The sequence below is a fragment of the Curtobacterium sp. NPDC087082 genome (genome assembly GCF_044745045.1).
Classification (GTDB): domain Bacteria; phylum Actinomycetota; class Actinomycetes; order Actinomycetales; family Microbacteriaceae; genus Curtobacterium.
In genome coordinates, this window is sequence record NZ_JBIUZN010000003.1 from 457758 (window position 1) to 480748 (window position 22991).

The following is a 22991-nucleotide window of genomic DNA, read 5'->3' on the forward strand; positions in this document are numbered from 1 at the left end:
CGCGAGTTCGAGGAGGCAACATGGCCCAGGAGAAGTGGCTCGTCGAGGAGCCGAAGGTGATCGACACCGGGATCGTCCGCCGCTTGCGCGTGGGCCTCGCCGGAGGACAGGTGGACGTCGTCGCGCACGACGAGCCGACCGCCCGCGTCGAGGTGCACAGCGTGTCCGGCAAGCCGATGAAGATCGAGCTCGACGGCGACACGCTCACGATCGACCACCCGCAGGTCCGGTGGGACGACCCGATCGGCTTCCTGAAGTCGTTCCGCGGCAAGGCCCACGCCGACGTCAGCGTCCTCGTGCCCCGCGACTCCATCGTCACCCTCGGCGTCGTCTCGGCCGGGGCCCTGCTGTCCGGCACGAACCGCGGCGCCACGCTCAACACGGTGTCCGGCGACCTCGTCGTCGACGACGTCGCGGGTGACGTCACCGTGAACGCGGTGTCCGGCACGACGACCATCCGCGAGCTCGACGGCGCCCTGACGGTGCACACCGTCTCCGGCGACGTCGTGGCGACCGGGGCGATCCCGCGGTTCTCGGCCGACGGGGTGAACGCCGACGTGGTGCTCGACCTGCACGGCACCCCCGACCAGGCCCGCATCAACACGGTGTCCGGTGCGGTGAGCGTCCGACTCGAGGACGGCGTGCCCTACCAGTGCACCGTCAGCACCGCCTCGGGCAAGCTGCAGTTCGACGACTCGGAGATCCGCGGCGTGCGGGGGTCCTACGTCAAGCAGGGCGGCGAGCTGTCCGGGCATTGGCTCGACCTCAAGGTGAACTCGGTGTCCGGCGACATCGCGGTGCTGCACGCCCCACCCGTCGCGGAGCCGACGGCGCCGACGGAACCGACGACACCGACCGCGCCGGCTGCACCGACCACGCCCGCGGCCCCGGTGAACGACGGCGAGGTGCCCGAATGAGCCCCGTCTTCGCGCACGGCCACCTGCGCCTCTACCTGCTCGTGCTGCTGGCGGACCACCCGATGCACGGGTACGAGGTCATCCAGGCCCTCGGCGACCGCTTCGGCGGCACCTACGTCCCGAGCGCCGGCACCGTGTACCCGCGGCTCGCCAAGCTCGAGGAAGAGGGGCTCGTCACGAAGTCCGCGGACGGCCGGAAGACCGTCTACGCGATCACCGACGCAGGCCGTGCCGAGCTCGACGCCCGTGCCGACGAGATCGCCGCGGTCGAGAACGGCGTCAACGACTCGGTGAAGTCCCTGGCCGACGGCGTCCGCGCCTCGGTGGGCGAGGCGATGCGGTCCCTCCGCGCCGACCTCGCGGCGAGCGCGCAGGCACCGCGGGGCCGGACCGCAGACGAGCCCGTGGACGTCCCGTCCGAGGGCGCCCGCGCCCTGCGCGAGGTCGAGATGGTCCTGTCGTCGTTCCGGCAGCAGGTCCGCGCGGACCTCCGCCGTCGGGCGACCCGCGGCACGCTCGGTGCGGACACGGTCACGCGTCTGCGCGACGGCCTGGAGGCGCTGCGCAAGTCCCTCTGACGACCGGCGGCCGACAGACGGTGACGACCCGCGCCTCCAGGCAGTCCACCAGGAGGCGCGGGTCGTCCCTCACAGACCGCGGTCGGCCAGGGCGTGCATCGCGTCCCGCAGGGCGCGGGCGGCACCCGCGCCCGCCCACTCGTAGGCGTGCGTGAACCGTTCGTCCTGCACGTACATGTCACCGAGCGTGCGGAACCGGTCGGCGGTGAGCTCGGCCGGGGGCGTCGCCTCGGCGAGCCAGGCGAACTGACGCCGCGCGAGTGCCGTGCCGGCCTCCGACGCCGGACCCGCGCCCGACGCGGCGAGCGCTGCGGCGTCCTGCGCGATCGCCCGCTGTTCCGCCTGGAAGGCCTCCTTCGCGGCGGGGTCCTTCGACTCCCACCAGCGTGCGCCTCGGTCCCAGGCCGCGGGCCCCCAGCGCTCCTCGACCTCCTGCCGGAAGCGGGTCTGGTCGAACCCGTCGAACGTGTCGGTGGCGTTCATGTCCTGTCCTTCCTCGATCCTCGTGATGGTGGTGCGCACGGCCGCGAGCTGCCGCGCGAGCCGGTCGCGCTCGCGTTCGAGCCACGCGACGTGCGCCGTGAGGGCCGTGACGTCGTCCTGCTCGCCGTCGAGGACCCGGCCGACGTCGGCCAGCCCGAGTCCGAGCCCGCGCAGCAGGAGGATCCGTTGCAGCCGGACCAGCGCGCGGTCGTCGTAGCGTCGGAGCCCGCCCTCGCCGACCGCGGTCGCGGGCAGCAGGCCGATCGCGTCGTAGTGCCGGAGCGTGCGGCTCGACACACCGGCGGAACGCGCCACGTCGGCGATGCCGTGCGGTGCTTTCGCAGCTGCGGCTGCCGTGTCTGTCGAATCCCTCATGCAGGCCACGGTAGAGGTTGACGCAGCGTCAACCGCAAGGGGTTTCCGGGGTGCGCCCGACCCGAACCGGCACGGACGGGGAATACCACCGGGGTCGGCCGTGTTGACTCGCGCCCGGAAATGAGTAGGTTTGCCGCTCGTGACGAACGAGATCCGGTCGTTGAAAGCGCGACTGATCGGGGATCCCCTCCCCTCCGAGAAGCTCGAGGGACAGCTCCTCCCGAAGCACCTGGCACTGCCGATCTTCGCGAGTGACCCGCTGTCCTCCGTGGCGTACGCGCCGCAGGAACTCCTCATGATCCTGCTGCTCGGCGGGATGGCGTTCCTGACGTTCGCCCCGTGGGTCGCCGCCCTCGTCGTGCTGCTGCTCGTCGTGGTCGTCGCGTCCTACCGACAGCTCATCAAGGCGTACCCGTCCGGCGGTGGCGACTACGAGGTGGCACACCGGAACCTCGGCGAGAAGGCGGGGCTCGTCGTGGCCTCCGCACTGCTCGTCGACTACGTCATGACCGTGGCGGTCTCGGTCGCGTCGGGCGTGGACAACATCATCTCCGCGCTCCCGTTCCTCAACGAGTTCCGGGTCGAACTGGCCCTGGTGTTCGTCGTGCTCCTCGCCGCCGCGAACCTCCGGGGTGTCCGCGAGTCGAGCAAGGCCTTCGCCGTGCCGACCTACCTCTTCGTGGCGAGCGTCTTCGTGATGGTCGTCGTCGGGCTCGTCCGGGCCGCGGCCGGCAACGCCCCGGTCGCGGAGTCCGCCGCCTACACCGTGCAGAACGTCGAGCACACGACGCAGGCCGCGTTCATCCTGCTGCTCCTCCGCGCGTTCGCATCCGGCTGCTCGGCGCTGACCGGTGTCGAGGCGATCGCGAACGGCGTGCAGGCGTTCCGCCGCCCGAAGATCAAGAACGCGCAGATGACCCTCGTGTTCATGGGGTCGATCGCGATCGTGCTGTTCGTCGGCCTCATCACGCTCGCCCTCATCTCCCGCGTGCACTACGCCGAGAGCGCGTGCGACCTGCAGGGCTTCGCGCAGTGCGCCACGACGCCGCAGCGTTCCCTGATCGCGCAGATCGCGGCCGCGACGTTCGGCGACAACACGGTCCTCTTCTTCGTGATCCAGGCGACCACCGCGGCGGTGCTGCTGCTCGCCGCCAACACGGCGTTCAACGGCTTCCCGCTGCTCGGGTCGATCCTCGCGCGCGACTCGTACGCCCCGAAGGCCCTGTCGACCCGCGGCGACCGGCTCATCTACTCGAACGGCGTGATCGTGCTCGCCCTCGTCGCGGCGGCGCTGCTGATCGTGTACCGGGCGAACGTCACGAGCCTCATCCAGCTCTACATCATCGGTGTGTTCGTGTCGTTCACGCTCGGGCAGACCGGGATGATCGTGCACTGGACGCGGCTGCTGCGGGCGGACCGGGCGGGGACCGCGGACGGTCCGGTCAACCGCGGGCAGGTCATGCGCTCGCGCGCCATCAACGCCACCGGCGCGACCTTCACGTTCGTCGTCCTCGTCATCGTCACGATCACGAAGTTCACGCACGGCGCCTGGCTCGTGTTCCTGATCATGCCGATCCTGTTCGTGCTCATGCTCGGCGTGAACCGGTACTACCGCGACGTCTCGCACGAGATCGAGGCCGACGAGGAGACCCGGTTCGGTGCGACCGGCGACCACGCGATCGTCCTGGTGAACAAGCTGCAGAAGCCCGTGCTCAAGGCACTCGACTACGCGATCGCCGCGAAGCACGCGAGCTTCGAGGCCCTGCACGTCGCGATCGACGACGCCGATGCGGCCCGGCTCCGGGCGCAGTGGGAGGAGTACGGCATCGAGGTCCCCCTGACCATCGTGCCGAGCCCCTACCGCGACATCTCGATGCCGCTCATCAAGTACATCAAGGCACACCGGATGGAGCACGGCTCCGAGGTCGTGACCGTCTACACGCCGGTCTTCATCGTCGGGCACTGGTGGGAGACCTTCCTCCACAACCACCGCGGTCGTCGCATCCGGAAGAAGCTGCTGCTCGTGCACGGCGTGACCGTCGCGCTCGTGCCCTGGCTGCTCGACTCCTCCGAGCTCCTGTACGGCCGGCGTTCCCGCCCGCTCCCCGGGCAGGAGCGCCGCGGCGAGCCGATCCGCCCCGCACTCCGCCGCTCCCCGCACGGCGTCGTCCAGCACGACGCCGAGGACGACCGTCTGCTCCGGTCGGCCCAGCGGAACAGCCTGCAGCCGCGCCGCGCGACCCGTCCGGCCGGTCCCGCCGAGGGCGTCGACCCGACCCAGTGCACCGGTGAGATGCACGTCCTCGTCCCGTCGCCTCCACGCGGCGACGGTCGCTCGTCGTAGCATCTGTCGTCATGACGATCTCCGACCTGCGCACGTTCGCCACGTTCGACGGGCACGGCGGCAAGGTCTCGAAGCGCGTCGAGGTGCTCGACCACGAGCCGACGCCCGGCGGCCCGCACGAGGGACTCGTCGCCGTCCGCGGCCCGCACCCCCTCGGCGCGCTCGACGAACGGGCGGCCGACGACTCGACGCACCGCATCGGCTGGGTCGACCCGGCAACGCTCCGCGACTGGTACCGCCCGGACCGCGTGGTGGTCTCCCGCATCGAGGCGCGTCGGTCCGGCATCGAGCCCGGCACGTACGCGGATTCACGCGGTCGCGGTCGGGTCCGGATCGACGGCCTGGAGGCGCGGCTCGCCCCCGACGGTCGGCCCGCCTTCCGCGCACTGGCGGGTTCCGCGGACGCCCCGGTCGTCGACGTGCCGCTCCCCACCGACCAGGCGGTGCGGCTCGTGGCGGTGCGCGCGGTCGACGAGGGCCTCGAGATCGTGACCACCCCGGTGTCGCCGTTCCTGTCGCCCGGTCGGTACCCGGCCTTCGGCGACGACGTCGTGGGGCTGCCGCCGCGCTCGGGCACCGGGCACGTCCTGGTCCGCGCTGCCGTCCTGATCGACGGAACCCTGCACGAGGTCGAGCGGATCGACGAGCGTGCCGCGACGATCTGGATCCGCCGCGAGGACCGGTCGGTCCCGATCGCGGTGAGCTCGGTCGGCCCGGACCTGGTGCGGTACACCGCGGTCGCGGACTGACCGCGGGCGTGGGTGCCGTGTGTCCGGGGGACGCCACGGTGGGCGTTCCGGTCGGGGGTGCGGCGTAGCGTCCACGCCATGAGTGACGCAGACCCGATCGACGACCGCACCGACCAGCCCGAGACCCTCGGCGGAGCCCGCCCCGACCCCAGCACCGACGCCAGCAAGGACCCCGAGCAGTGGGTCACCGGTGACGAGCCCATGACCGGGCCGCAGCGCAGCTACCTCGACACCCTCGCCCGCGAGGCCGGCGAGGAACTCCCGGCCGACCTCACCAAGGCCGAGGCCTCGGAGCACATCGACCGCCTGCAGCAGCAGACCGGACGCGGCGCCGATTCCTGAACGCGGGTCCGCGCTTCTGCGGACCCGGGCCTGGGCATGTTCTGGTGATGTCCGGGAAGTCCCCCGGACGGGGGGTGGATGATGACGCGTCACCGGTTAGCTTCGACGGCATGCGAACGACATCGACCTCCATCGGCCTGACCGCGCTCCGCATCGTCCTCGGCGTGGTGTTCATCGCCCACGGCGCCCAGAAGTTCGCGCAGGGGATCGGCTCCGTGTCCCAGGGCTTCTCCGGCATGGGCGTCCCCCTCGCCGAGGTCGCGGCGCCCCTCGTCGCCGGGCTCGAACTCGTCGGCGGGGTCTTCCTCGTGCTCGGCGTCGCGACCCGGATCGTCGGCGTGCTGCTCGCGGTCGACATGGTCGTGGCAGGCCTGCTCGCGCACGCGTCCGCGGGGTTCTACTCGCAGGACGGCGGGTTCGAGTACGTCCTCGTGCTCGCGGTGGCGTCCCTCGCGGTGGCGCTGACCGGGCCGGGGCGGTTCTCGCTCGACGCCGTGTTCCTGCTGGCCTCGCGCCGGCGTCGTGGCGTCGAGGAGCCCCTGCCCGCCTGACGCCCGCGCCAGTGTGCGAGGTTCCGCGCTCCGTGGGACGGCCTGCGCCCCGCACCGGGCGCGGAACCTCGCACGGTGCGTCGGCGAGGTCGCACCGTGCGAGGTCAGTCGGACCCGACCGCCGGTGCCGATCCCGCATCGTCACCCGCGAGCACGTCCATCACCTGCCGGGCGATCCGCCGACCGGCACGGTTCGCCCCGATGGTCGACGCCTGCGGCCCGTACCCCGCGAGGAACAACCGCGGCTGGTCCACCGACCGACCGTCCTCGACCACGATGCCCCCGGCCGCGGTCCGCAGGTGCAACGGCGCGAGATGCTGCAGGTCCGCACGGAACCCGGTCGCCCAGATCACGGCGTCGGCGTGCACGTGCTCACCCTCGGCCGTGACGACGCCGGTCGCGTCGAGCCGGGTGAACATCGGCGAGTCCTGCAGCACACCCCGCTCGAGTCCGGCACGGATCCGGCGCGACACGGGGACACCGGTGCCGGAGACGATGCTCGGCAGGGTCTCCCCCGCCCGGGCGGCCCGGTCCTGCTCGTCGACCGCCGCCACCGCGGACTCGAGGTCGAGCGCCGCCGACTCCGACCACACCACCGGCCGCCGGGTGAACCACCGGGTCCGCGCGGCGACGCCGTCGAGCTCGAGCAGGAACCCGATCGCGCTCGTGCCACCGCCGACGACCACCACGTCCTGACCGGCGAACTCCGCCGCACTCCGGTACTCCGTCGTGTCCAGCTGCCGACCGCCGAAGGCATCGCGACCCGGGTACCACGGGACGAACGGCGTGCCCCACGTCCCGGAGGCGTTCACGACGACCTCGGCGCCGATCCTGCTCGTGCGCCCGTCGGCGGTCCGGACGGTGACGCACAGGCCTCCGGACGCTCCGGGGCTGTCCCCGATGCGCGACACGGACGACACCGAGACCGGACGACGGACCCGCAGGTCGTAGCGCTGCTCGAAGCGCCGGTAGTACTCGCCGACGACGTCCCGCGCCGGTCGCGATCGGTCGGCGTCGTCGAACCGGAGCCCCATCGCGTTCATCCCGGGCAGGTCGTGCACGCGGTGCGCGGCTCCGAGGCGGAGGGCCTCCCACCGGAACTGCCAGGCTCCACCCGTGCTCGGCGCCCGGTCGAGCAGCACCAGATCGCTCCCCGGCGTCAGGCCGAGCCGGCGGAGGTGGTATCCCACCGAGAGGCCGGCCTGACCCGCCCCGATCACCACGACCCGGGCGTGCTGGTCGGCCGGGGCCTGCGCGTCGTCTGTCATCACTTCGATTCTGCTGTGGGCGGGGCCGTCGCGGCGACGTCCAGATCGGGGTACATGGTAGAGTGATCGGCAGATTTCAAACCACGAAACCGTTCGGTTCCCCGGGTGACTCCTCTCCCGCCAGGACCGGACCAGAGCCGATCACGAGGGGGTCACGCATGGGGCGCGGCCGTCAGAAGGCGAAGCACACCAAGGTCGCCCGGGAACTGAAGTACTTCAGCCCGGAGACGAACTACGGTGCGCTCGAACGAGAGCTCTCCGCCGGGCAACACTCGGACGAGAACTCCTACGTCGACCGCTGGGCAGACCAATACGGTGATGACCAGCTCGAAGAAGACGACGAGTTCGAACCGCAGCAGGACCAGAACAAGTCCGCCTGACCCAGGCTCGATGACGACGCCGCGCACCCTCCGGGGCAGCGCGGCGTTTCGTCGTGCGTGCCGCCCGGTGCCGCCCAGTGCCGCCCGCGTCTGACGTCGACCGGGGCCCCGCGGACTCGGAACGACATCGTCGACGTCGTACGACAGCGACGATGTCGCACACGCGCGCCCGCAACGGCCCGCGCGCGCAACGAACGACGAGTCCGACGTCGTACGACAGCGACGATGTCGCACACGCGCGCCCGCAACGACCCCCGCACGCAACGAACGTCCAACCCGAGGTCGCACGACCTGCCGCGCCCGTTCCGCCCCGGTCGCACGAACTGCCGCCCGGAAGGAGTCCGGACGGCAGTTCGTGCGACCTCAAGCCCGCGGCCCGTGCGGCCCCGCGCGCGCGGCCGCGCGCTGGCGCTCAGCCCGCGTACGCCCCCACGAGCCGCACCGCGCCGCCGTCGACGCCCTTCGCGCCCTGCTCGAACCCGTCGAGGTCACGCGCCGAGGTCGAGATCGTCCCGACCGCCCACGACGGCAGCCCGGCGGCCCCGAGCGACGCGACGACGTCCGACGCCGCAGCGGCCGACACGACCGCGAACATGCCGATGCCGAGGTTCCAGGTGCCCTCGGTGTCCTCGATGGGGGTGCCCGCCATCGACGCGAGCACACGGAAGACGGGGAGCGGCTCCCACGTGGAGCGATCGACCTCGACCCAGGACCCGACGGGCAGCACGCGCGCCAGGTTCGCCGCGATGCCACCACCCGTGACGTGCGACAGCGAGTGCACGGCGCCCGGGTGCTGCTCGATGAGCGACAGCAGCGGCGTCGTGTAGAGGCGCGTCGGCTCGAGCAGGGCTTCCCCGACGAGGCCGCCGAGCTCCGGCAACGAGTCGGTGTACCCGACGCCGCGCGACGACAGGATGTGCCGCACGAGCGAGTACCCGTTGGAGTGCAGCCCGGAGGACTCGATCGCCACGACGACGTCGCCGTCCTGCACGAGGTGCGCGCCGAGCTGCGACCCGGCCTCGACCGCGCCGACCGCGGCACCGGCCACGTCGTAGTCGTCCGGTCCGAGCAGCCCGGGGTGCTCCGCCGTCTCGCCCCCGACCAGCGCGGTGCCGGTCTCCGAGCAGCCGCGGGCGATGCCGGCGACGATGTCCGCGATGCGCCCGGGGACGACCCGGCCGCAGGCGATGTAGTCCGTCATGAAGAGCGGCTTCGCGCCGACCACGACGATGTCGTCGACGACCATGCCGACCAGGTCCTGCCCGATCGTGTCGTGCTTGTCGATCGCCTGCGCGATGGCGACCTTCGTCCCGACGCCGTCGGTGGAGGTCGCGAGCAGCGGCCGTGAGAAGTCCTTCAGGAACGAGACGTCGTAGAGCCCGGCGAAGCCACCGACGCCGCCCATGACCGACGGGGTGTGGGTGGCCGCGACTGCGGACTTCATGAGTTCGACGGCCAGGTCACCGGCGGCGGTGTCCACTCCGGCTTCGGCGTACGGGTTGGGCATGCTGAGTCCTTCGCGGTGACATGGCAGACTTGTTCGGTACCCCCCGATTCTACGGTCTGGAGCACACCCGCGAATGTGCGGCATCGTCGGCCTCGTTGCACAGGGCCCCGCCAACCAATCCATCTACGACGCACTGCTCCTCCTGCAACACCGGGGACAGGACTCGACGGGCATCGCCACGGTCGAGGGTCACATCCACCACATGCACAAGACCCGCGGTCACGTGCGGGAGTCCTTCCGCACCCGTGACATGCGCGCCCTGCTGGGCACCATGGGCCTCGGGCACGTCCGGTACGCCACCAAGGGTGCCGCCAGCAACGAGGAAGAGGCCCAGCCGTTCTACGTGAACGCGCCCTACGGCATCGTCCTCGTGCACAACGGCAACCTGACGAACACGCGGGAACTCACCCGTGAGCTGTTCGACATCGACCGGCGGCACCTCAACACGAGTTCCGACACCGAGCTGCTGGTGAACGTGCTCGCGCACGAGCTCCAGGGCCAGGTGCGCGGCAAGGACCTCGACCCAGGGCAGGTCTTCGACGCCGTCGAGCGCGTGCACGAGCGGGTCGAGGGCTCCTACGCCGCCATCGCCACCATCGCCGGGCACGGGCTGCTGGCGTTCCGCGACCCGTTCGGCATCCGCCCGCTGATCCTCGGGCACAAGTTCGACGAGGCCGGCAAGCCGGAGTGGGTCGTCGCCTCCGAGTCCCTCGTGCTCGAGTCCGGCGGCTACGAGATCGTCCGCGACGTCGCCCCCGGTGAAGCGATCTTCATCGAGATGAACGGCCAGATGCACGCCCGTCAGTGCGCGAGGAACCCGCGCCTGGTGCCGTGCTCGTTCGAGTACGTCTACCTCGCCCGTCCCGACTCCGTGATGAACGGCATCTCGGTGTACGACGCCCGCCTCCGGCTGGGCAACCGTCTGGCGGACACGATCGCGCAGTACGCCCCCACCGGAGACATCGACGTGGTCATGCCGATCCCGGACTCGAGCCGCCCGGCCGCGATGCAGGTCGCGCAGAAGCTCGGCATCGAGTACCGCGAGGGCTTCTACAAGAACCGCTACGTCGGCCGCACGTTCATCATGCCGGGGCAGGCGGAGCGCAAGCGGTCGGTGCGCCAGAAGCTCAACGCGATGTCGTCCGAGTTCAAGGGCAAGAACATCCTCATCGTCGACGACTCGATCGTGCGCGGCACCACGAGCCGCGAGATCGTCGAGATGGCCCGCGCCGCCGGTGCGAACGAGGTCACGTTCACGAGCGCCGCTCCCCCGGTCCGGTACCCGCACGTCTACGGAATCAACATGCCGACCCGCGCGGAGCTCATCGCGCACGATCGGAAGATCCCGGAGATCAACAAGGTGCTCGGCAGCGACCACCTGATCTACCAGGAGATCGGCGACATGCGCGACGCGATCATCGAGGGCTCCGACGTCACGGACCTCGAGATGAGCTGCTTCACGGGCGAGTACGTCACGGGCACGGTCAGCCCGGAGTACCTGTCCTGGGTCGAGGCCAACCAGCTCAGCTGAGCGCAGGTCGCGAACGCGACGGCCTGACGGACGGGAGGCGCGGTGCCAGCTGGCACCGCGCCTCCCGTCCGTTCGTCCGGTCGCGTCTACCGCGCCTGGTCGCCGTGGTCCTCGATCTCGCCGTCCACCGTCTCGGGCGGCAGCTCGACCTCGACGCGCTCCGCCGTGAGGCGAGCCGCACGGCGCGAGAACACGCGGTCCAGGACGACGGCGACGACCGCGCCGACGAAGGCGCCGATCGTGACGCCCCACAGGCTGAAGTACCCCACCAGGCTGCCGAAGCTCGCGGTCTCCTGCGTGTCCCCGCGGTCGATGTCCATGGTGAGCGACACCACGATGAGCGTCGCGATGAAGCCGAGCACCGCACCGCCCACGATGAAGACGCCGAACTTCGGGGCGCGACGGATCGTCACCTCGTCGGAGGAGGAGACGGCGTTCGGCGCCGGAGCCGGTCGTTCGTCGGGTCGATCGGTGTTGCTCACGGTCCCATTGTCCCCCACTGTGGGACGTGCTCCGGTCTGTGCGGCCAGGTCGATCCGGGAGAGGATGGTCCCTACCGATCGGTATCCACGGGGAGGAGGTACGGCAGATGCGCGAACGGACCACTCGTGGTTCCCGGATCCCGGCGCGGATCGGCTGGCCGATCCTCCAGCGTCGCGAGGAGGACCGAGCCGTCTCCGTCGTCGCCGAGCACCGGTGGAGCGTCGCGCTCGTCGGGGCTCCCGGTCTCGGCAAGAGCTCGGCGGCGGTGCGGGTCACCGACCGCGTCTCCGGGCGTGACTCCTCCGGCCGGACCCTCGTCGTGCCGATCACCGCCGTCGCCGCCAGCCGCTCGATGCCGTTCGGCGCGGTGGCCGAGCGCTTCGGGGAGCTCCCCGGGTCGCTCGCCGAGCTCGTCGGTGCCGGCGGTGCCGAGCAGCGCCTCCGCGAGAGCGAGGAGCTCACCGACCGCGACGTCCTCCTGCGCGTCGACGACGCCGACCACCTCGACGCGATCTCGGCGCGGTACGTGGCGTGGCTCGTCCGCGAGCAGGGTGCCCGTCTCGTGCTGACGTGCCGCGACTTCACCGCGCTCCCCGAACCCCTGCGCGCCCTGTGGCAGGACGACCTGCTGGAGCGCATCGACCTCGAACCGCTCGACCTGCACGAGACCTCGTCCCTCATCGCCGAGGCGCTCGGTGCCCAGCTCGAGACGGCGTCGGCGGAGCGGGTGCACCGCGCCACCGCCGGCAACCCGCTCTACATCCGCGAGGTCGTCCGGTCCGCACTCGCCTCCGGTGCCCTCGACCAGACCGCGACGGGCTGGTACTGGCGGGGCCGGGTGACGGCGTCGAACAGCCTCGCCGACATGTACCGGACCGAGCTCGGCTCGCTGCCGGAGGACCTCCGCGACGTGGTCGACATCGTCGCCCTCGCGGACCCGATCCCCCTCGCGCGGCTGATCGGGCTCGTCAGCGGCGGGGACGTCGACCGGGTGGTGGCGCTCGGCCTCGTCCGGATCGACTCGCTCGAGGACGGCGCCGCGGTCGTCCGTCCGTCGCACCCGCTCGTCGGCGAGGTCGTCCGGGCACTCGTCCCGGTCGCCCGGCGCACGGCGCTGTTCGCCCGCGCCAACGCGTTCCGCACCGACCGCCCCGAGGGCGCCCCGCCGGCGGCCCGGCTCCGTGCCGCGCTGTGGTCGCTGGAGTGCGGCGTGCTGCCCCCGGTCGACCAGTTGCTCGACGCCGCCCAGGTCGCCGTCCGGCTGCAGGAGCACGAGAGCGGCATCGCCCTCGCCTCGGCGGCCCTGCGCACCACGCTCAGCCCGAGCGAACGGGTCGCCGCGCACTGCCTGCGGTCGCTCGCGCACTCGTACAGCACCGGTCGCGAGGCCGGTCGCGCCGACGCCGAGGCCGCCTGGGCCGTGGTGTGCTCGGCCCCGACCGAGGTCGACGACCACGCCGTGATCGAGGCGTGCGAGACCCTCGCGAACATCCGGCAGTTCCACGACGACGACGTCCTCGCCGCGGTGGCCCTCACCGACGTCGCCGCACGGTTCGTCTCCGGCGACGCCGTCGAACGGCTCCGGCTGCTGCGGCTCGCCCACCTCGGCTGGGGCGGCAGCTTCGACGAGGTCCGTGCCGAACTCGAGCGCTCGGGCATCGTGCACGCCGCGACGGTGCCGTTCGCCTTCCTCTGCCTGGCGCCGTGCGCGGTGATGGCCCTCGCGACCGGAGGTCGGCTGGACGAGGCGGCGGCGTTCGGCCGGGCCTGCCTGGCGACCGCGGTCGAGCACCTCGAGGACGCCCCCTGGAGCGTCGGCGAGATCGTCTCCGTGCTGCACCAGCTGCAGGTCTGGCGGGGGGACATCGCCGACCTCATCACCGAGGTCCCGGTCCGCCGGTCCAGCCCCTACCTGAAGTACGACTTCACGCTCGAGCTCATCGGCGAGGGCAACCTCGCGCTCGGCCAGCGGCGCTGGGACGACGCCATCGCCGCGTTCTCCGCCGCCTGCGAGCGGTACGACGTGGCGGACCACGGCGGGTTCGCGGCCTACCCGTGGGCACGGCTCGCGATGTCGTACGCCTACGCCGGCCGCGCCGAGGAAGCGTCCGCAGCGCTCGAACGCGCCCGGTCGACGCCGCTCCGGGCGATGCGGATCATCGGCGAGCAGATCGCGGTGACGATCGCGTGGACCGAGGCCGTGCTCGGCAACCCGGCGGGCCTGCGGCACGCGGACGACATCATCGAGCGCGGGACGGCGAGCGGGTCCTGGACGCACGTCATGTACGCGCAGACGCTGCACTACACGAACGACATGCTCAACGGGCGGGACTCCGCCGCGTCCCTCGAGCGGATGCGCGACGCTGCCACCCGGGTCGACGGACCGCTCGCGGGAGCCATCGTCGAGTACGCCGAGGCGATCCGCGCCGACGAGCGGACCCGGATCATCGCGGCCCAGGGCGTGCTCGCGTCGCACGGGATGGCGGTGTCGGCCGGACGGGTGAAGCCACCGCTGACCAACCGCGAGTACGAGGTCGCGGAGCTCGCCGCACAGGGCATGAGCAACCGCCGCATCGCCGAGGTGCTCGGCCTCAGCGTGCGCACGATCGACGCCCATCTGTCACGGGTGTTCACGAAGTGGGACCTGCACGCGCGCACGGAGCTCGCCGAGCTGCTCTGATCGGCGAGTCGTCCGGGCGCAACCGCGCCTCCGGAAGCCGCAGGTTCGTTGCGGAATGCAGCACGACTCGCCGGAACGGTTGACAGGATGTACGGAATGTCGCGTACCTTTGACCCTGTCGCCGGGTTCGGACCCGTTCGGGTCGGGTCCGAATCCCGGCGACTTCTACGGTATTCGCCGGGTCGGTGACGTCACATCAGTAGGTACTACCTAATTCGGTGAGGCCGTCTAAGTACTTGCGTCCGTATGGACCAGGAGGCGCGGGGCGGGCTGGCACCGTTCCTCCCGTCCGGCACACGCGACCGTCTGCCGTCCCGTGTGGGCGACCGTCTCAGACGGCCAGACGCACCGGCAGGAAGTCCGTCAGGTCCGCACGTGACCCGGACGCGCTGACGCGCGACTGCGCGACGGCCTCGTCCCAGCGCAGCTCGCCGGTGGCGAGCGCGAGCCACGTCGCCGCGTCCGTCTCGACCACGTTCGGCGGCGTCCCACGGGTGTGCCGGGGACCGGGGACGGCCTGGACCGCCGCGAACGGTGGGACCCGTACCTCGACGCTGTTGCCGGGCACGTCCTCCGCGAGGCGCTGCAACGACCACCGCACCGCGGTCGCCAGGGTCGGCCGAGCGGTGGCCCCCTGCTGCACGGCGGTGAGCGCGGCGCGGCCCTCCGCGTCCTCGATCCTCCTGGGTGGCATGTCCACAGGCTAGCCGTCGCATCGCAACGGGCGAGTCGGGATCGGTAGGGTGATCGGGTGCGAATCCTCGTCCTCGGTTCCGGTGCCCGCGAGCACGCGATCATCACGGCCCTCCTCGCGGAGCAGGCCGGTCACGTCATCACCGCAGCGCCGGGCAACGCCGGCATCGCGGCCGACGTCGAGACCGTCTCGATCGACCCGACGAACGGTGCCCTCGTCGCCGAGTACGCGCTCGAGAACGGTGTCGAACTCGTCGTCGTCGGTCCTGAGGCACCGCTCATCGCCGGTGTCGCCGATCCGGTCCGCACGCGGGGCATCCCGGTGTTCGGTCCGAGCAAGGCCGCCGCGCAGCTCGAGGGCTCCAAGGCCTTCGCGAAGCGGATCATGTCCGAGGCGGCCGTGCCCACCGGGCGCCCGGTGTACGCCGGCACCGTCGACGAGGCCGTCGCCGCGATCGACGAGCTCGGCGCCCCCTACGTCGTGAAGGCGGACGGCCTCGCCGCCGGCAAGGGCGTCCTCGTGACCGAGGACCGCCAGGCAGCGATCGACCACGCCACCTACTGGCTGCAGCACGGCCACGTCGTGGTCGAGGAGTTCCTCGACGGCGAAGAAGTCTCCCTGTTCTTCCTGAGCGACGGGCACGACGTCCGACCGCTCAGCCCCGCACAGGACTACAAGCGACTGGGCGACGGCGACGTCGGGCCGAACACCGGCGGCATGGGCGCGTACTCGCCGCTGCCCTGGCTCGCCGACCGCTGGGCGTCCGAGCAGGCCTTCGTGGACGAGGTCACCGACCTGGTCGCGCTCCCCACCGTCCGTCGGCTCGAGCACGAGGGCACGCCGTTCGTCGGCCTCCTGTACTGCGGGCTCATCGTCACCGAGCAGGGCGTCCGGGTCATCGAGTTCAACGCGCGCTTCGGCGACCCGGAGACCCAGGTCGTCCTCCCCCGCCTGGCGACCCCGCTGAGCGGGCTGATGCTCGCCGCGGCCACCGGGCAGCTCGGGGGCACCCCGGCGCCGTCGTTCCGCGACGAGGCCGCCGTGACGGTCGTGCTCGCGAGCGAGGGCTACCCGGAGAACCCGCAGACCGGTCGGCCGATCACCGGGATCGACGCCGCGAACGCGCGCGAGGGGGTCTCCGTCGCGCACGCCGCCACCGGGGTCCTCGACGACCAGCTCGTCGCGACCGGCGGGCGGGTGCTGAGCGTCGTCGCCACCGGGTCCTCCTTCGCCGAGGCCCGCGACCGCGCCTACGCCGGCCTGGGCGACATCACGCTCGAGGGAGCACAGTTCCGCACCGACATCGCCGCGAAGGTCGCCCGATGAGCCCCGCGCCCGTCCTCGACGGCTGGCAGCACGTCTCCTCCGGCAAGGTCCGCGAGCTCTACGTCCCCACCGGCACCGCCGACGTCGCGAGTGCCACCGAGCTGCTCCTCGTCGCGTCCGACCGGGTGAGCGCCTACGACTTCGCGCTCGAGCCGCCGATCCCGGGCAAGGGCGAGCTCCTCACCCGGCTGTCCCGCTTCTGGTTCACCCAGCTGGCCGACGTGCCGAACCACCTCATCGCGCCGTCCGCCGGCGGGACCCCGGTGCCGTCGTCGGTGGCGTCGCGCTCCATGCACGTCATGCCGCTCGAGATGTTCCCGGTCGAGTGCGTCGTCCGCGGGTACCTCGTCGGCAGCGGGTGGGCCGAGTACCAGCAGTCCGGCAGTGTCTGCGGCGTGCCCCTCCCCGCCGGTCTGTCGAACGGCGACCAGCTGCCCGAACCGATCTACACTCCGGCGTACAAGGCGCCGCAGGGTGAGCACGACGAGAACATCTCCTTCGAGCAGACGGTCGACCTCGTCGGGTCCGACGTCGCGACGCAGCTGCGGGACCTCTCGCTCCGCGTCTACTCCGAGGCGGCGGCGATCGCGCTCGACCGCGGGGTGGTCATCGCGGACACGAAGTTCGAGTTCGGGCGCGATGCGTCGGGGCAGATCCGGATCGCCGACGAGGTCCTGACGAGCGACTCCAGCCGCTACTGGGACGCCCGGTCGGGGAACCGCACGGAGTCGTTCGACAAGCAGATCGTCCGGGACTGGCTCAGCGCGAACTGGGATCGGCAGGGGACGCCGCCGGTGCTGCCCGAGGCGATCGTGGCGCGGACGGCCGAGCGCTACCGCGAGCTCATCGAGCGCCTGGGCGCGTAGCGCCCGCGCGCGGCGCGCCGGACGCCGCCGCGAGCGGGCACAACACGCTGCTCACGTCCGCCGAGGGCGCACGACGTGCCGCCCGCCGGCGCCGAGCGCGACAGAACGTGCCCTCTCGGCGCCGACTCGAGCGCCCGCCCGCGCCGAGCGCGACAGAACGTGCTCTCTCGGCGCTGACCCGCGCGACCGCCGGGCGGGAGGCGCGGCGCCAGGCCGACCCGCGCCTCCAGGCCGCACGCGCGCCGGACGCCCCCGCGAGCGGGCACAACACGCCGCTCACGTCCGCCGAGGGCGCACGAAGTGCCGCCCGCCGGCGCCGAGCGCGACAGAACGTGCCCTCTCGGCGCCTGACCCGCACGCGCGCCGGACGGGAGGTGCGGCGCCAGGCCGACCCGCGCCTCCAGGCCGCACGCACGCCGGTCGCCCCGCGAGCGGGCACAACACGCCGCTCACGTCCGCAGAGGTCGCACGAAGTGCCGCCCCGCGGCGACGAGCGCGACAGATATTGCCCTCTCGGCGCCCCGCCCGCCCGCGCCCCGTCAGTCGCGCGCGATGACCACGACCGTCAGGTCGTCCCCCGGGTCGTGCGTCGCCGCACGCGCCCGCACCCGCCCGAAGAACACGTCGAGGTCCGGCGCGTCCCGCCACATCGCCCCGAGCGCACCGAGGGACGCGAGCGTGGAGTCCCACAGCTCGAGCGCCCCGTCGCTCACGACGATGAGGACGTCCCCGCGCTCCAGCTCGAGCGTCCCGGTGACCCGCGCGGCACCCACCGGGTGCAGCCCGATCGGCAGGTCGTACGAGCGCAGCACGGTCTCGGTGCCGTCCGCGTGCAGGTGCAGCACGAGACCGTGCCCGGCGTCGGTGAACTCCATCCGCCCGGTCGAGGTCGTCAGGCGGCCGTGGAACAGCGTCGCGAAGGACTCGGCACGACCGAGGTCCGGGGCGACCTGGGCCTCGAGCGCCGCCACGGCATCGCGGGACGACGACGTCCCCCGGGCGAGCAGCGCACCACGGATGGTCGCGGCGAGGAGCCCGGCGGACATCCCCTTGCCCATGACGTCGGCGACGGTCACCGAGAGCGACGCCCCGTCGACGTGCCAGTCGTGGAAGTCACCGGACACGACCCCGTGCGGCTTTGACATGCCGCCGACGCGGTACCCGGGCAGGTCGACACCGGCCGGCTCGAGTCCGGCGAGCACCGAGCGGAGACGGTCCTCGTCGGCGCCGGCGGCGAGCTCGCGCTCCGCCCACACGCCGAGCTCCTGCAGCAGCGCGAGGTCGTCGTCGTCGAGCGTGCGCGGTGCCGGGTCGATGAGGCAGAGCGTGCCGACCTTGACGTCGTCGTCGCCCACACGCAGGGGCACCCCGGCGTAGAACCGCACGTTCGGGTCGTCGACGACCATCGGCATGTCGGAGTACCGGACGTCGGCGCGGGCGTCGGGGACCACGACGGGGCCGTCGACCGCGAGGGTCCGACCGCAGAACGTGTCGTGCAGCGGGATGGTCGGGCCGAACACCGTGTCGCTCTGCTGCGACTTGATGAAGACCTCGGACTCCCCCGCGAGGTTGAGGAACGAGCCGGTGACGCCGAACGCCTCGCGCGCGATCCGCGTGATCCGTTCGAAGCGTTCCTCGGGCCCGCCCTCGACCACGTCCAGCGCGGCGAGGAGCGCTGCCCGCCGGACGGCGTCCGTGGCGGGTCGGTCGGTGACGACGGGCTCGTGGTGCATGCACCAACGCTAACGCGCCTACCGGACAGTGGCCGTCCCCAGTACGGAGGACGCCGGGGTCGGCCGTGACAGATGTCATGCCCGATCCGTGACGCACGGCAGAGGGCCGCGAACCCACCTCGCGCCAGGCTCGGAGCCATGAACGACACACCGGTCATCCAGCTCCGCGACCTCCGCAAGCGCTTCGGCGCCGTGGCCGCGGTCGACGGCGTCGACCTGACGATCCGTCCGGGCGAGGTCGTCGCCCTCCTCGGCCCGAACGGTGCCGGCAAGACCACGACCGTCGACCTCGCGCTCGGGCTGTCCACGCCGACGACCGGCCAGGCCCTGCTCTTCGGCGAGGAGCCCCGCGCCGCGGTCGTCGCCGGCCGGGTCGGCGCGATGCTCCAGGGCGGCGCACTCCTGCCGGACACGACGGTCCGGGACGCGGTCGCGCTCGTCGCCGCGGCACACCGGCGTCCGATGCCGGTCGACGAGGCCCTCCGGCGAGCGCGGTGCACCGAGATCGCCGGACGCCGGGTCAACAAGCTCTCCGGCGGGCAGCTGCAGCGCGCACGGTTCGCCGTCGCCGTGGTCTCGGACCCGGACCTGCTGGTGCTCGACGAGCCGACCGCGGCGATGGACGTCGAGGCCCGGCACACGTTCTGGTCGTCGATGCGCGAGTTCACCGACGCGGGGCGCACGGTCGTGTTCGCGACGCACTACCTCGACGAGGCCGACACCTTCGCCGACCGCATCGTCATCATGCGCGCCGGCCGGATCGTCGCGGACGGCACGCCCGCCGAGATCAAGGCGATCACCGCCACGCGCGCGGTCCGGTTCTCCGGGCTCGGCACCGACGCGCACGTCGCGTTGCGCGGTCTGCCGGGAGTCGTCTCCCTGGAGGCGCGGCACGACTCCGTCACGCTCCGCTCGGACCGCAGCGACGACACCCTCAGGGCCCTGCTCGCCACGTTCCCCGAGGCGCACGACATCCAGGTGGTCGCCTCGACCATGGACGACGCCTTCCTCGCGCTCACCGCCGACCCCACCGCAGCTCCCACCGACACCGCTCCCGAAGGAGTCCTCGCATGACCACCGCCACCGCCTCCGGCCGCCTGCCGATCCGCTACGTGTACCTCGAGACGAAGCGACAGCTCCGCAACGTCCGCGCGATGGTCTTCACCTTCGCCGTCCCGGTGATCATGCTGCTCGTGTTCGGCTCGGCGTTCGGTTCCCAGACCGACCCGACGACGCACCTGCAGTACCTCACCGTCACGACGCTGCAGATGGCGTCGTACGGCGCGATGATGGCCGCGCTCAGCCAGGCGTTCGCGATCGTCAACGAACGGTCGATCGGCTGGAACCGGCAGCTCCGCGTGACGCCGCTGTCCGGGTGGGGGTTCATGGTCTCGAAGGTGATCGCCGCGATGGCCTTCTCCGCGGTGTCGATCGTCATCACGGTGCTCGTCGCGACCGTGGTCCTGCACGCCTCGCTCGACCCGCTGCACTGGTTCGCCGCCGGGTTCGGCATCTGGTGCGGGGTGATCCCGTTCGCCCTCATCGCGATCCTCATCGGGCAGTTCGCGAAGCCGTCGTTCGCGCAGCCGCTCTTCATGGTGGTGTTCATGGGCCTGGCGATCCTCGGCGGCCTCTGGGTCCCGCTGTCGGTGATGCCGGGATGGATGGGGAGCGTCGCGCACCTGCTGCCCTCGTACTGGCTGAACCGGATCGGGCAGATGGGCGCCGGGGCGACCGGGTCCTCGGGCATGACCGAGCCGGCGATGGTCCTGGCGGGCTGGGCGATCGTCCTCGCCGCGGTGATCGTGTGGCGCTACCGCCGCGACGCCGCACGACAGTGACCGACGGTCCTACGCTGGCACCGATGTCCGAGGCGACCAGCACGACCGAGGCGCGCGGTGCGGAGCACGCACCACGCGCCTCCAGGTCGTCCCGCCCGTCACCCCGATCGTTCCCGTGGGCCGTCCCACCGGGCGCGAGCGACGACGACATCCGCATCGGGCGGCGCCGCTGGTACACCGGCGCGGTGTTCGCGCTCCTCTGGCAGGTGCTCGAGATCATCGCCGTCTGGAGCGACGGCCGGAGCCTCCGGGCGCACGTCCTCTCCACCGTGGCCCTCGCCGTCGTCTACGCGGCGTACCTGTTCGCACCGGAGCTGATGTGGCGGCGGAGCCTCCGCGGACGAGTCGTCGTCCTCGCCGGGGTCGCCCTGCTGGCGGGGCTGCTGCTGTTCGTGGTCGGGCCGCTCGCCGTCTGGACCTGGCTGCTCGTCGCCGCACTGTCCGGGTTCGTCGCGGAACGGTTCTGGGTCGCCGGCGTGGTCGTGCTCGCGATCCTCGGCGCACAGTTCCTCGTCGCCGCGAGCACCGGCTGGGACACTGCGGTGAACAGCGGCATCCTGTTCGCCCCGGTCATCACCGTGTCCGTCGGAGCGTCGATGCTCTTCTTCGGCCGGCAGCGCGAAGCGGAACAGCGGCTCGGCGTCGCGCAGGACGAGATCACCCGGCTCGCCGTCGTCGAGGAGCGCGCACGGTTCTCCCGCGACCTGCACGACGTCCTCGGCCACTCGCTCACCGTCGTGGCGATGAAGTCCGAGCTCGCCGCACGGCTGGTGGACGTCGACCCGGCACGGGCGAAGACCGAGATGCAGGACGTCGAGCGGCTCTCCCGCGAGGCCCTGCAGGGGCTCCGGCGCGCGGTGAGCGGCTACCGCGAGGCCGACCTCGACGCCGAACTCGTGTCGGCACGGGCGGCACTCGAGGCCGCGGCGATCGACGCGGTGCTCCCCCGCGACGGCGACGCGGCGGCCGACGACGTCCGGAGCCTGTTCGCGTGGGTCCTGCGCGAGGGCGTCACGAACGTCATCCGCCACGCGGCCGCCAGTCGGGTCCGGGTCACGCTCACCCGGTCCGCCCTGACGATCGAGGACGACGGCACGGGCCTGCTCGACCCGGACGCCGCCTCCACCACCCCGGGCAACGGGCTGCGCGGGCTCCGCGAGCGCGCCGACGCCGTCGGGGCGACCCTGACCACCGGCACGAGCGACCTGGGCGGCTTCCGGCTGCGGGTCGAGAGGAACCGACGATGACCGAGACCATCCGTGTGCTCCTCGCCGACGACCAGGCGCTCGTCCGCGGTGCGCTCGCGTCCCTGCTGTCGCTCGAGCGGGACATCGAGGTCGTCGCCCAGGTGGCCCGCGGCGACGAGGTGCTCGAGGCAGCACGGTCCTCCGGCGCCACCGTCGCCCTGCTCGACGTCGAGATGCCCGGCGCCGACGGGCTCACCGCCGCCGCTGCCCTCGCCCGCTCGCTGCCCACGTGCCGATCGCTCATCGTGACGACGTTCGGCCGGCCCGGGTACCTCCGGCGCGCGCTGGAGGCCGGGGCCGCGGGCTTCGTCGTGAAGGACACCCCCGCCGAGCAGCTCGCCGACGCCGTCCGACGTGTCGCGGGCGGGTTCCGGGTCGTCGACCCCGTGCTCGCCGCGGAGTCCCTCGCCGCCGGCCCGTCCCCGCTCACCCCGCGGGAGACCGACGTGCTCATCGCCTTCCGCACGGCGCCGACCGTGGCCGGGGTCGCCGGGTCGCTGCACCTGTCCGAGGGCACGGTCCGCAACCACCTGTCGTCCGCGATCGGGAAGACCGCCGCGCGCAACGCGACCGAGGCGCTCCGGGTCGCGGCGGACAACGGCTGGCTGCTCGGGACGGCGTAGCCTTGCCGACGTGCTCCGACGTGTCGCCCCCGTGTTCGTCCTCGGCGTCGCCGCGGTCCTGACGCTCACCGGCTGCGGTGCGCACGACTCCACCGGGCAGCTGTCCGTGACCGTGTCGGCCAACGCCGCGGACCACCCCTACGAGGTGAAGGTCTTCACCGCCGAGACCGGGAAGCTCTCCGAGCACCAGCGGGTGTTCCCGGGCGGCACCGCGGACTTCGCCGGGGTTCCGCTGGGCAAGGTGACCGTGCGGGCGAACGAGCTCTGCCCGCAGGAGGCGACCGTGTCGAACGGCGAGGTCGCGACGGTCACGCTGACGACGACGGGCTGCTGACGCACAGGAGGGGGGGGGGGGGGGGGGGCCCCCCCCCCCCCCCCCGGCGGGGGGGGGGGGGGGGGGGGGGGCGGGGGGGGGGGCCGGGGGGGCCCCCCCCCGGGGGGCCCCCCCCCGCGGGGGGGGGCCCGCGGGGGCG

At 72.4% G+C, this 22991-nt stretch carries 22 protein-coding genes; 16 read left to right on the forward strand and 6 right to left on the reverse strand.

Going from position 1 to position 22991, the window contains the following annotated elements; translation table 11 throughout:
* Positions 1 to 20: 20 nt before the first annotated feature.
* Positions 21 to 917: a DUF4097 family beta strand repeat-containing protein gene (locus ACIPEP_RS11230; RefSeq protein WP_402717307.1), complete on the forward strand. Its 897-nt coding sequence runs from the start codon at positions 21 to 23 to the stop codon at positions 915 to 917.
* Positions 914 to 1495, forward strand: coding sequence for a PadR family transcriptional regulator (locus ACIPEP_RS11235; protein ID WP_071294482.1), 582 nt, complete (start codon positions 914 to 916; stop codon positions 1493 to 1495). The genes ACIPEP_RS11230 and ACIPEP_RS11235 overlap by 4 nt, the downstream gene beginning before the upstream one ends.
* 69 nt (positions 1496 to 1564) lie before the next feature.
* On the opposite strand, the gene ACIPEP_RS11240 is transcribed toward ACIPEP_RS11235, so the two are convergent.
* The gene (locus ACIPEP_RS11240) at positions 1565 to 2353 is read right to left on the reverse strand and encodes a MerR family transcriptional regulator (RefSeq protein ID WP_092384564.1); all 789 of its coding nucleotides are present in this window, start codon (positions 2351 to 2353) and stop codon (positions 1565 to 1567) included.
* Between the two features lie 130 nt (positions 2354 to 2483).
* On the opposite strand from ACIPEP_RS11240, the gene ACIPEP_RS11245 reads away from it, so the two are divergent.
* From ACIPEP_RS11245 to ACIPEP_RS11260, 4 genes are all read left to right on the forward strand, one after another.
* Entirely contained in the window at positions 2484 to 4697 is a 2214-nt protein-coding gene (locus ACIPEP_RS11245) for an APC family permease (protein WP_071294480.1), read from the forward strand.
* Positions 4698 to 4708: 11 nt separating this feature from the next.
* On the forward strand, positions 4709 to 5446 hold the full coding sequence (locus tag ACIPEP_RS11250; RefSeq protein ID WP_070416996.1) for a hypothetical protein: 738 nt from the start codon (positions 4709 to 4711) through the stop codon (positions 5444 to 5446).
* A gap of 78 nt (positions 5447 to 5524) precedes the next feature.
* A complete protein-coding gene (locus ACIPEP_RS11255; RefSeq protein WP_070416997.1) occupies positions 5525 to 5788 on the forward strand; it encodes a DUF3072 domain-containing protein in 264 nt (87 codons plus the stop codon).
* Between the two features lie 110 nt (positions 5789 to 5898).
* Positions 5899 to 6339, forward strand: a complete 441-nt coding sequence (locus tag ACIPEP_RS11260; RefSeq protein WP_092384570.1) for a DoxX family protein — start codon at positions 5899 to 5901, stop codon at positions 6337 to 6339.
* Positions 6340 to 6443: 104 nt separating this feature from the next.
* Here the strand turns inward: ACIPEP_RS11260 and ACIPEP_RS11265 are convergent, their stop codons facing one another.
* Complete coding sequence (locus ACIPEP_RS11265; RefSeq protein ID WP_402717308.1) at positions 6444 to 7607, reverse strand: NAD(P)-binding domain-containing protein; 1164 nt, start codon at positions 7605 to 7607, stop codon at positions 6444 to 6446.
* Between the two features lie 158 nt (positions 7608 to 7765).
* Between ACIPEP_RS11265 and ACIPEP_RS11270 the strand changes: the two genes are divergently transcribed.
* Positions 7766 to 7987 (forward strand): DUF3073 domain-containing protein, encoded by a 222-nt coding sequence (locus ACIPEP_RS11270; RefSeq protein ID WP_070417000.1) that lies wholly within the window; start codon positions 7766 to 7768, stop codon positions 7985 to 7987.
* Between the two features lie 412 nt (positions 7988 to 8399).
* On the opposite strand, the gene purM is transcribed toward ACIPEP_RS11270, so the two are convergent.
* Positions 8400 to 9494, reverse strand: coding sequence for a phosphoribosylformylglycinamidine cyclo-ligase (gene purM, locus ACIPEP_RS11275; RefSeq protein WP_402717309.1), 1095 nt, complete (start codon positions 9492 to 9494; stop codon positions 8400 to 8402).
* Between the two features lie 73 nt (positions 9495 to 9567).
* Between purM and purF the strand changes: the two genes are divergently transcribed.
* Positions 9568 to 11025 carry an amidophosphoribosyltransferase gene (purF, locus tag ACIPEP_RS11280; RefSeq protein WP_070417002.1) on the forward strand — a complete coding sequence of 486 codons (1458 nt, stop codon included), beginning with the start codon at positions 9568 to 9570 and terminating at the stop codon, positions 11023 to 11025.
* Positions 11026 to 11111: 86 nt separating this feature from the next.
* On the opposite strand, the gene ACIPEP_RS11285 is transcribed toward purF, so the two are convergent.
* Positions 11112 to 11507 carry a hypothetical protein gene (locus ACIPEP_RS11285; RefSeq protein ID WP_083295078.1) on the reverse strand — a complete coding sequence of 132 codons (396 nt, stop codon included), beginning with the start codon at positions 11505 to 11507 and terminating at the stop codon, positions 11112 to 11114.
* Positions 11508 to 11614: 107 nt separating this feature from the next.
* On the opposite strand from ACIPEP_RS11285, the gene ACIPEP_RS11290 reads away from it, so the two are divergent.
* The gene (locus ACIPEP_RS11290; RefSeq protein ID WP_402717310.1) at positions 11615 to 14188 is read left to right on the forward strand and encodes a LuxR C-terminal-related transcriptional regulator; all 2574 of its coding nucleotides are present in this window, start codon (positions 11615 to 11617) and stop codon (positions 14186 to 14188) included.
* A 331-nt stretch (positions 14189 to 14519) separates the two neighbouring features.
* Here the strand turns inward: ACIPEP_RS11290 and ACIPEP_RS11295 are convergent, their stop codons facing one another.
* Positions 14520 to 14882: a sterol carrier family protein gene (locus ACIPEP_RS11295; RefSeq protein WP_071294508.1), complete on the reverse strand. Its 363-nt coding sequence runs from the start codon at positions 14880 to 14882 to the stop codon at positions 14520 to 14522.
* Between the two features lie 57 nt (positions 14883 to 14939).
* Between ACIPEP_RS11295 and purD the strand changes: the two genes are divergently transcribed.
* Positions 14940 to 16208: a phosphoribosylamine--glycine ligase gene (purD, locus tag ACIPEP_RS11300; protein ID WP_071294474.1), complete on the forward strand. Its 1269-nt coding sequence runs from the start codon at positions 14940 to 14942 to the stop codon at positions 16206 to 16208.
* Positions 16205 to 17074 (forward strand): phosphoribosylaminoimidazolesuccinocarboxamide synthase, encoded by an 870-nt coding sequence (locus ACIPEP_RS11305; protein ID WP_261647035.1) that lies wholly within the window; start codon positions 16205 to 16207, stop codon positions 17072 to 17074. Before purD ends, ACIPEP_RS11305 begins: the two co-directional genes overlap by 4 nt.
* 539 nt (positions 17075 to 17613) lie before the next feature.
* Here the strand turns inward: ACIPEP_RS11305 and ACIPEP_RS11310 are convergent.
* Positions 17614 to 18807, reverse strand: coding sequence for a SpoIIE family protein phosphatase (locus ACIPEP_RS11310; RefSeq protein ID WP_402717311.1), 1194 nt, complete (start codon positions 18805 to 18807; stop codon positions 17614 to 17616).
* A 138-nt stretch (positions 18808 to 18945) separates the two neighbouring features.
* Here ACIPEP_RS11310 and ACIPEP_RS11315 point away from each other — a divergent pair, with 138 nt between their 5' ends.
* From ACIPEP_RS11315 to ACIPEP_RS11335, 5 genes are read left to right on the forward strand one after another with little or no spacing between them, the layout of a single operon-like run.
* Positions 18946 to 19881 (forward strand): ABC transporter ATP-binding protein, encoded by a 936-nt coding sequence (locus ACIPEP_RS11315; RefSeq protein ID WP_402717312.1) that lies wholly within the window; start codon positions 18946 to 18948, stop codon positions 19879 to 19881.
* Positions 19878 to 20648: an ABC transporter permease gene (locus ACIPEP_RS11320; protein ID WP_175473755.1), complete on the forward strand. Its 771-nt coding sequence runs from the start codon at positions 19878 to 19880 to the stop codon at positions 20646 to 20648. The genes ACIPEP_RS11315 and ACIPEP_RS11320 overlap by 4 nt, the downstream gene beginning before the upstream one ends.
* A gap of 23 nt (positions 20649 to 20671) precedes the next feature.
* Positions 20672 to 21895 (forward strand): sensor histidine kinase, encoded by a 1224-nt coding sequence (locus ACIPEP_RS11325; RefSeq protein WP_070417008.1) that lies wholly within the window; start codon positions 20672 to 20674, stop codon positions 21893 to 21895.
* The gene (locus tag ACIPEP_RS11330; RefSeq protein WP_070417009.1) at positions 21892 to 22518 is read left to right on the forward strand and encodes a response regulator transcription factor; all 627 of its coding nucleotides are present in this window, start codon (positions 21892 to 21894) and stop codon (positions 22516 to 22518) included. The genes ACIPEP_RS11325 and ACIPEP_RS11330 overlap by 4 nt, the downstream gene beginning before the upstream one ends.
* Positions 22519 to 22528: 10 nt before the next feature.
* A complete protein-coding gene (locus ACIPEP_RS11335) occupies positions 22529 to 22852 on the forward strand; it encodes a hypothetical protein (protein ID WP_070417010.1) in 324 nt (107 codons plus the stop codon).
* Positions 22853 to 22991: the final 139 nt, after the last annotated feature.

Coding starts and splice junctions, on each gene's coding strand:
- ACIPEP_RS11230 (WP_402717307.1), top strand. CDS start 21: ATGGCCCAGGAGAAGTGGCTCGTCGAGGAGCCGAAGGTGATCGACACC.
- ACIPEP_RS11235 (WP_071294482.1), top strand. CDS start 914: ATGAGCCCCGTCTTCGCGCACGGCCACCTGCGCCTCTACCTGCTCGTG.
- ACIPEP_RS11240 (WP_092384564.1), bottom strand. CDS start 2,353: ATGAGGGATTCGACAGACACGGCAGCCGCAGCTGCGAAAGCACCGCAC.
- ACIPEP_RS11250 (WP_070416996.1), top strand. CDS start 4,709: ATGACGATCTCCGACCTGCGCACGTTCGCCACGTTCGACGGGCACGGC.
- ACIPEP_RS11255 (WP_070416997.1), top strand. CDS start 5,525: ATGAGTGACGCAGACCCGATCGACGACCGCACCGACCAGCCCGAGACC.
- ACIPEP_RS11260 (WP_092384570.1), top strand. CDS start 5,899: ATGCGAACGACATCGACCTCCATCGGCCTGACCGCGCTCCGCATCGTC.
- ACIPEP_RS11265 (WP_402717308.1), bottom strand. CDS start 7,607: ATGACAGACGACGCGCAGGCCCCGGCCGACCAGCACGCCCGGGTCGTG.
- ACIPEP_RS11270 (WP_070417000.1), top strand. CDS start 7,766: ATGGGGCGCGGCCGTCAGAAGGCGAAGCACACCAAGGTCGCCCGGGAA.
- purM (WP_402717309.1), bottom strand. CDS start 9,494: ATGCCCAACCCGTACGCCGAAGCCGGAGTGGACACCGCCGCCGGTGAC.
- purF (WP_070417002.1), top strand. CDS start 9,568: ATGTGCGGCATCGTCGGCCTCGTTGCACAGGGCCCCGCCAACCAATCC.
- ACIPEP_RS11290 (WP_402717310.1), top strand. CDS start 11,615: ATGCGCGAACGGACCACTCGTGGTTCCCGGATCCCGGCGCGGATCGGC.
- ACIPEP_RS11295 (WP_071294508.1), bottom strand. CDS start 14,882: ATGCCACCCAGGAGGATCGAGGACGCGGAGGGCCGCGCCGCGCTCACC.
- ACIPEP_RS11305 (WP_261647035.1), top strand. CDS start 16,205: ATGAGCCCCGCGCCCGTCCTCGACGGCTGGCAGCACGTCTCCTCCGGC.
- ACIPEP_RS11310 (WP_402717311.1), bottom strand. CDS start 18,807: ATGCACCACGAGCCCGTCGTCACCGACCGACCCGCCACGGACGCCGTC.
- ACIPEP_RS11315 (WP_402717312.1), top strand. CDS start 18,946: ATGAACGACACACCGGTCATCCAGCTCCGCGACCTCCGCAAGCGCTTC.
- ACIPEP_RS11320 (WP_175473755.1), top strand. CDS start 19,878: ATGACCACCGCCACCGCCTCCGGCCGCCTGCCGATCCGCTACGTGTAC.
- ACIPEP_RS11325 (WP_070417008.1), top strand. CDS start 20,672: ATGTCCGAGGCGACCAGCACGACCGAGGCGCGCGGTGCGGAGCACGCA.
- ACIPEP_RS11330 (WP_070417009.1), top strand. CDS start 21,892: ATGACCGAGACCATCCGTGTGCTCCTCGCCGACGACCAGGCGCTCGTC.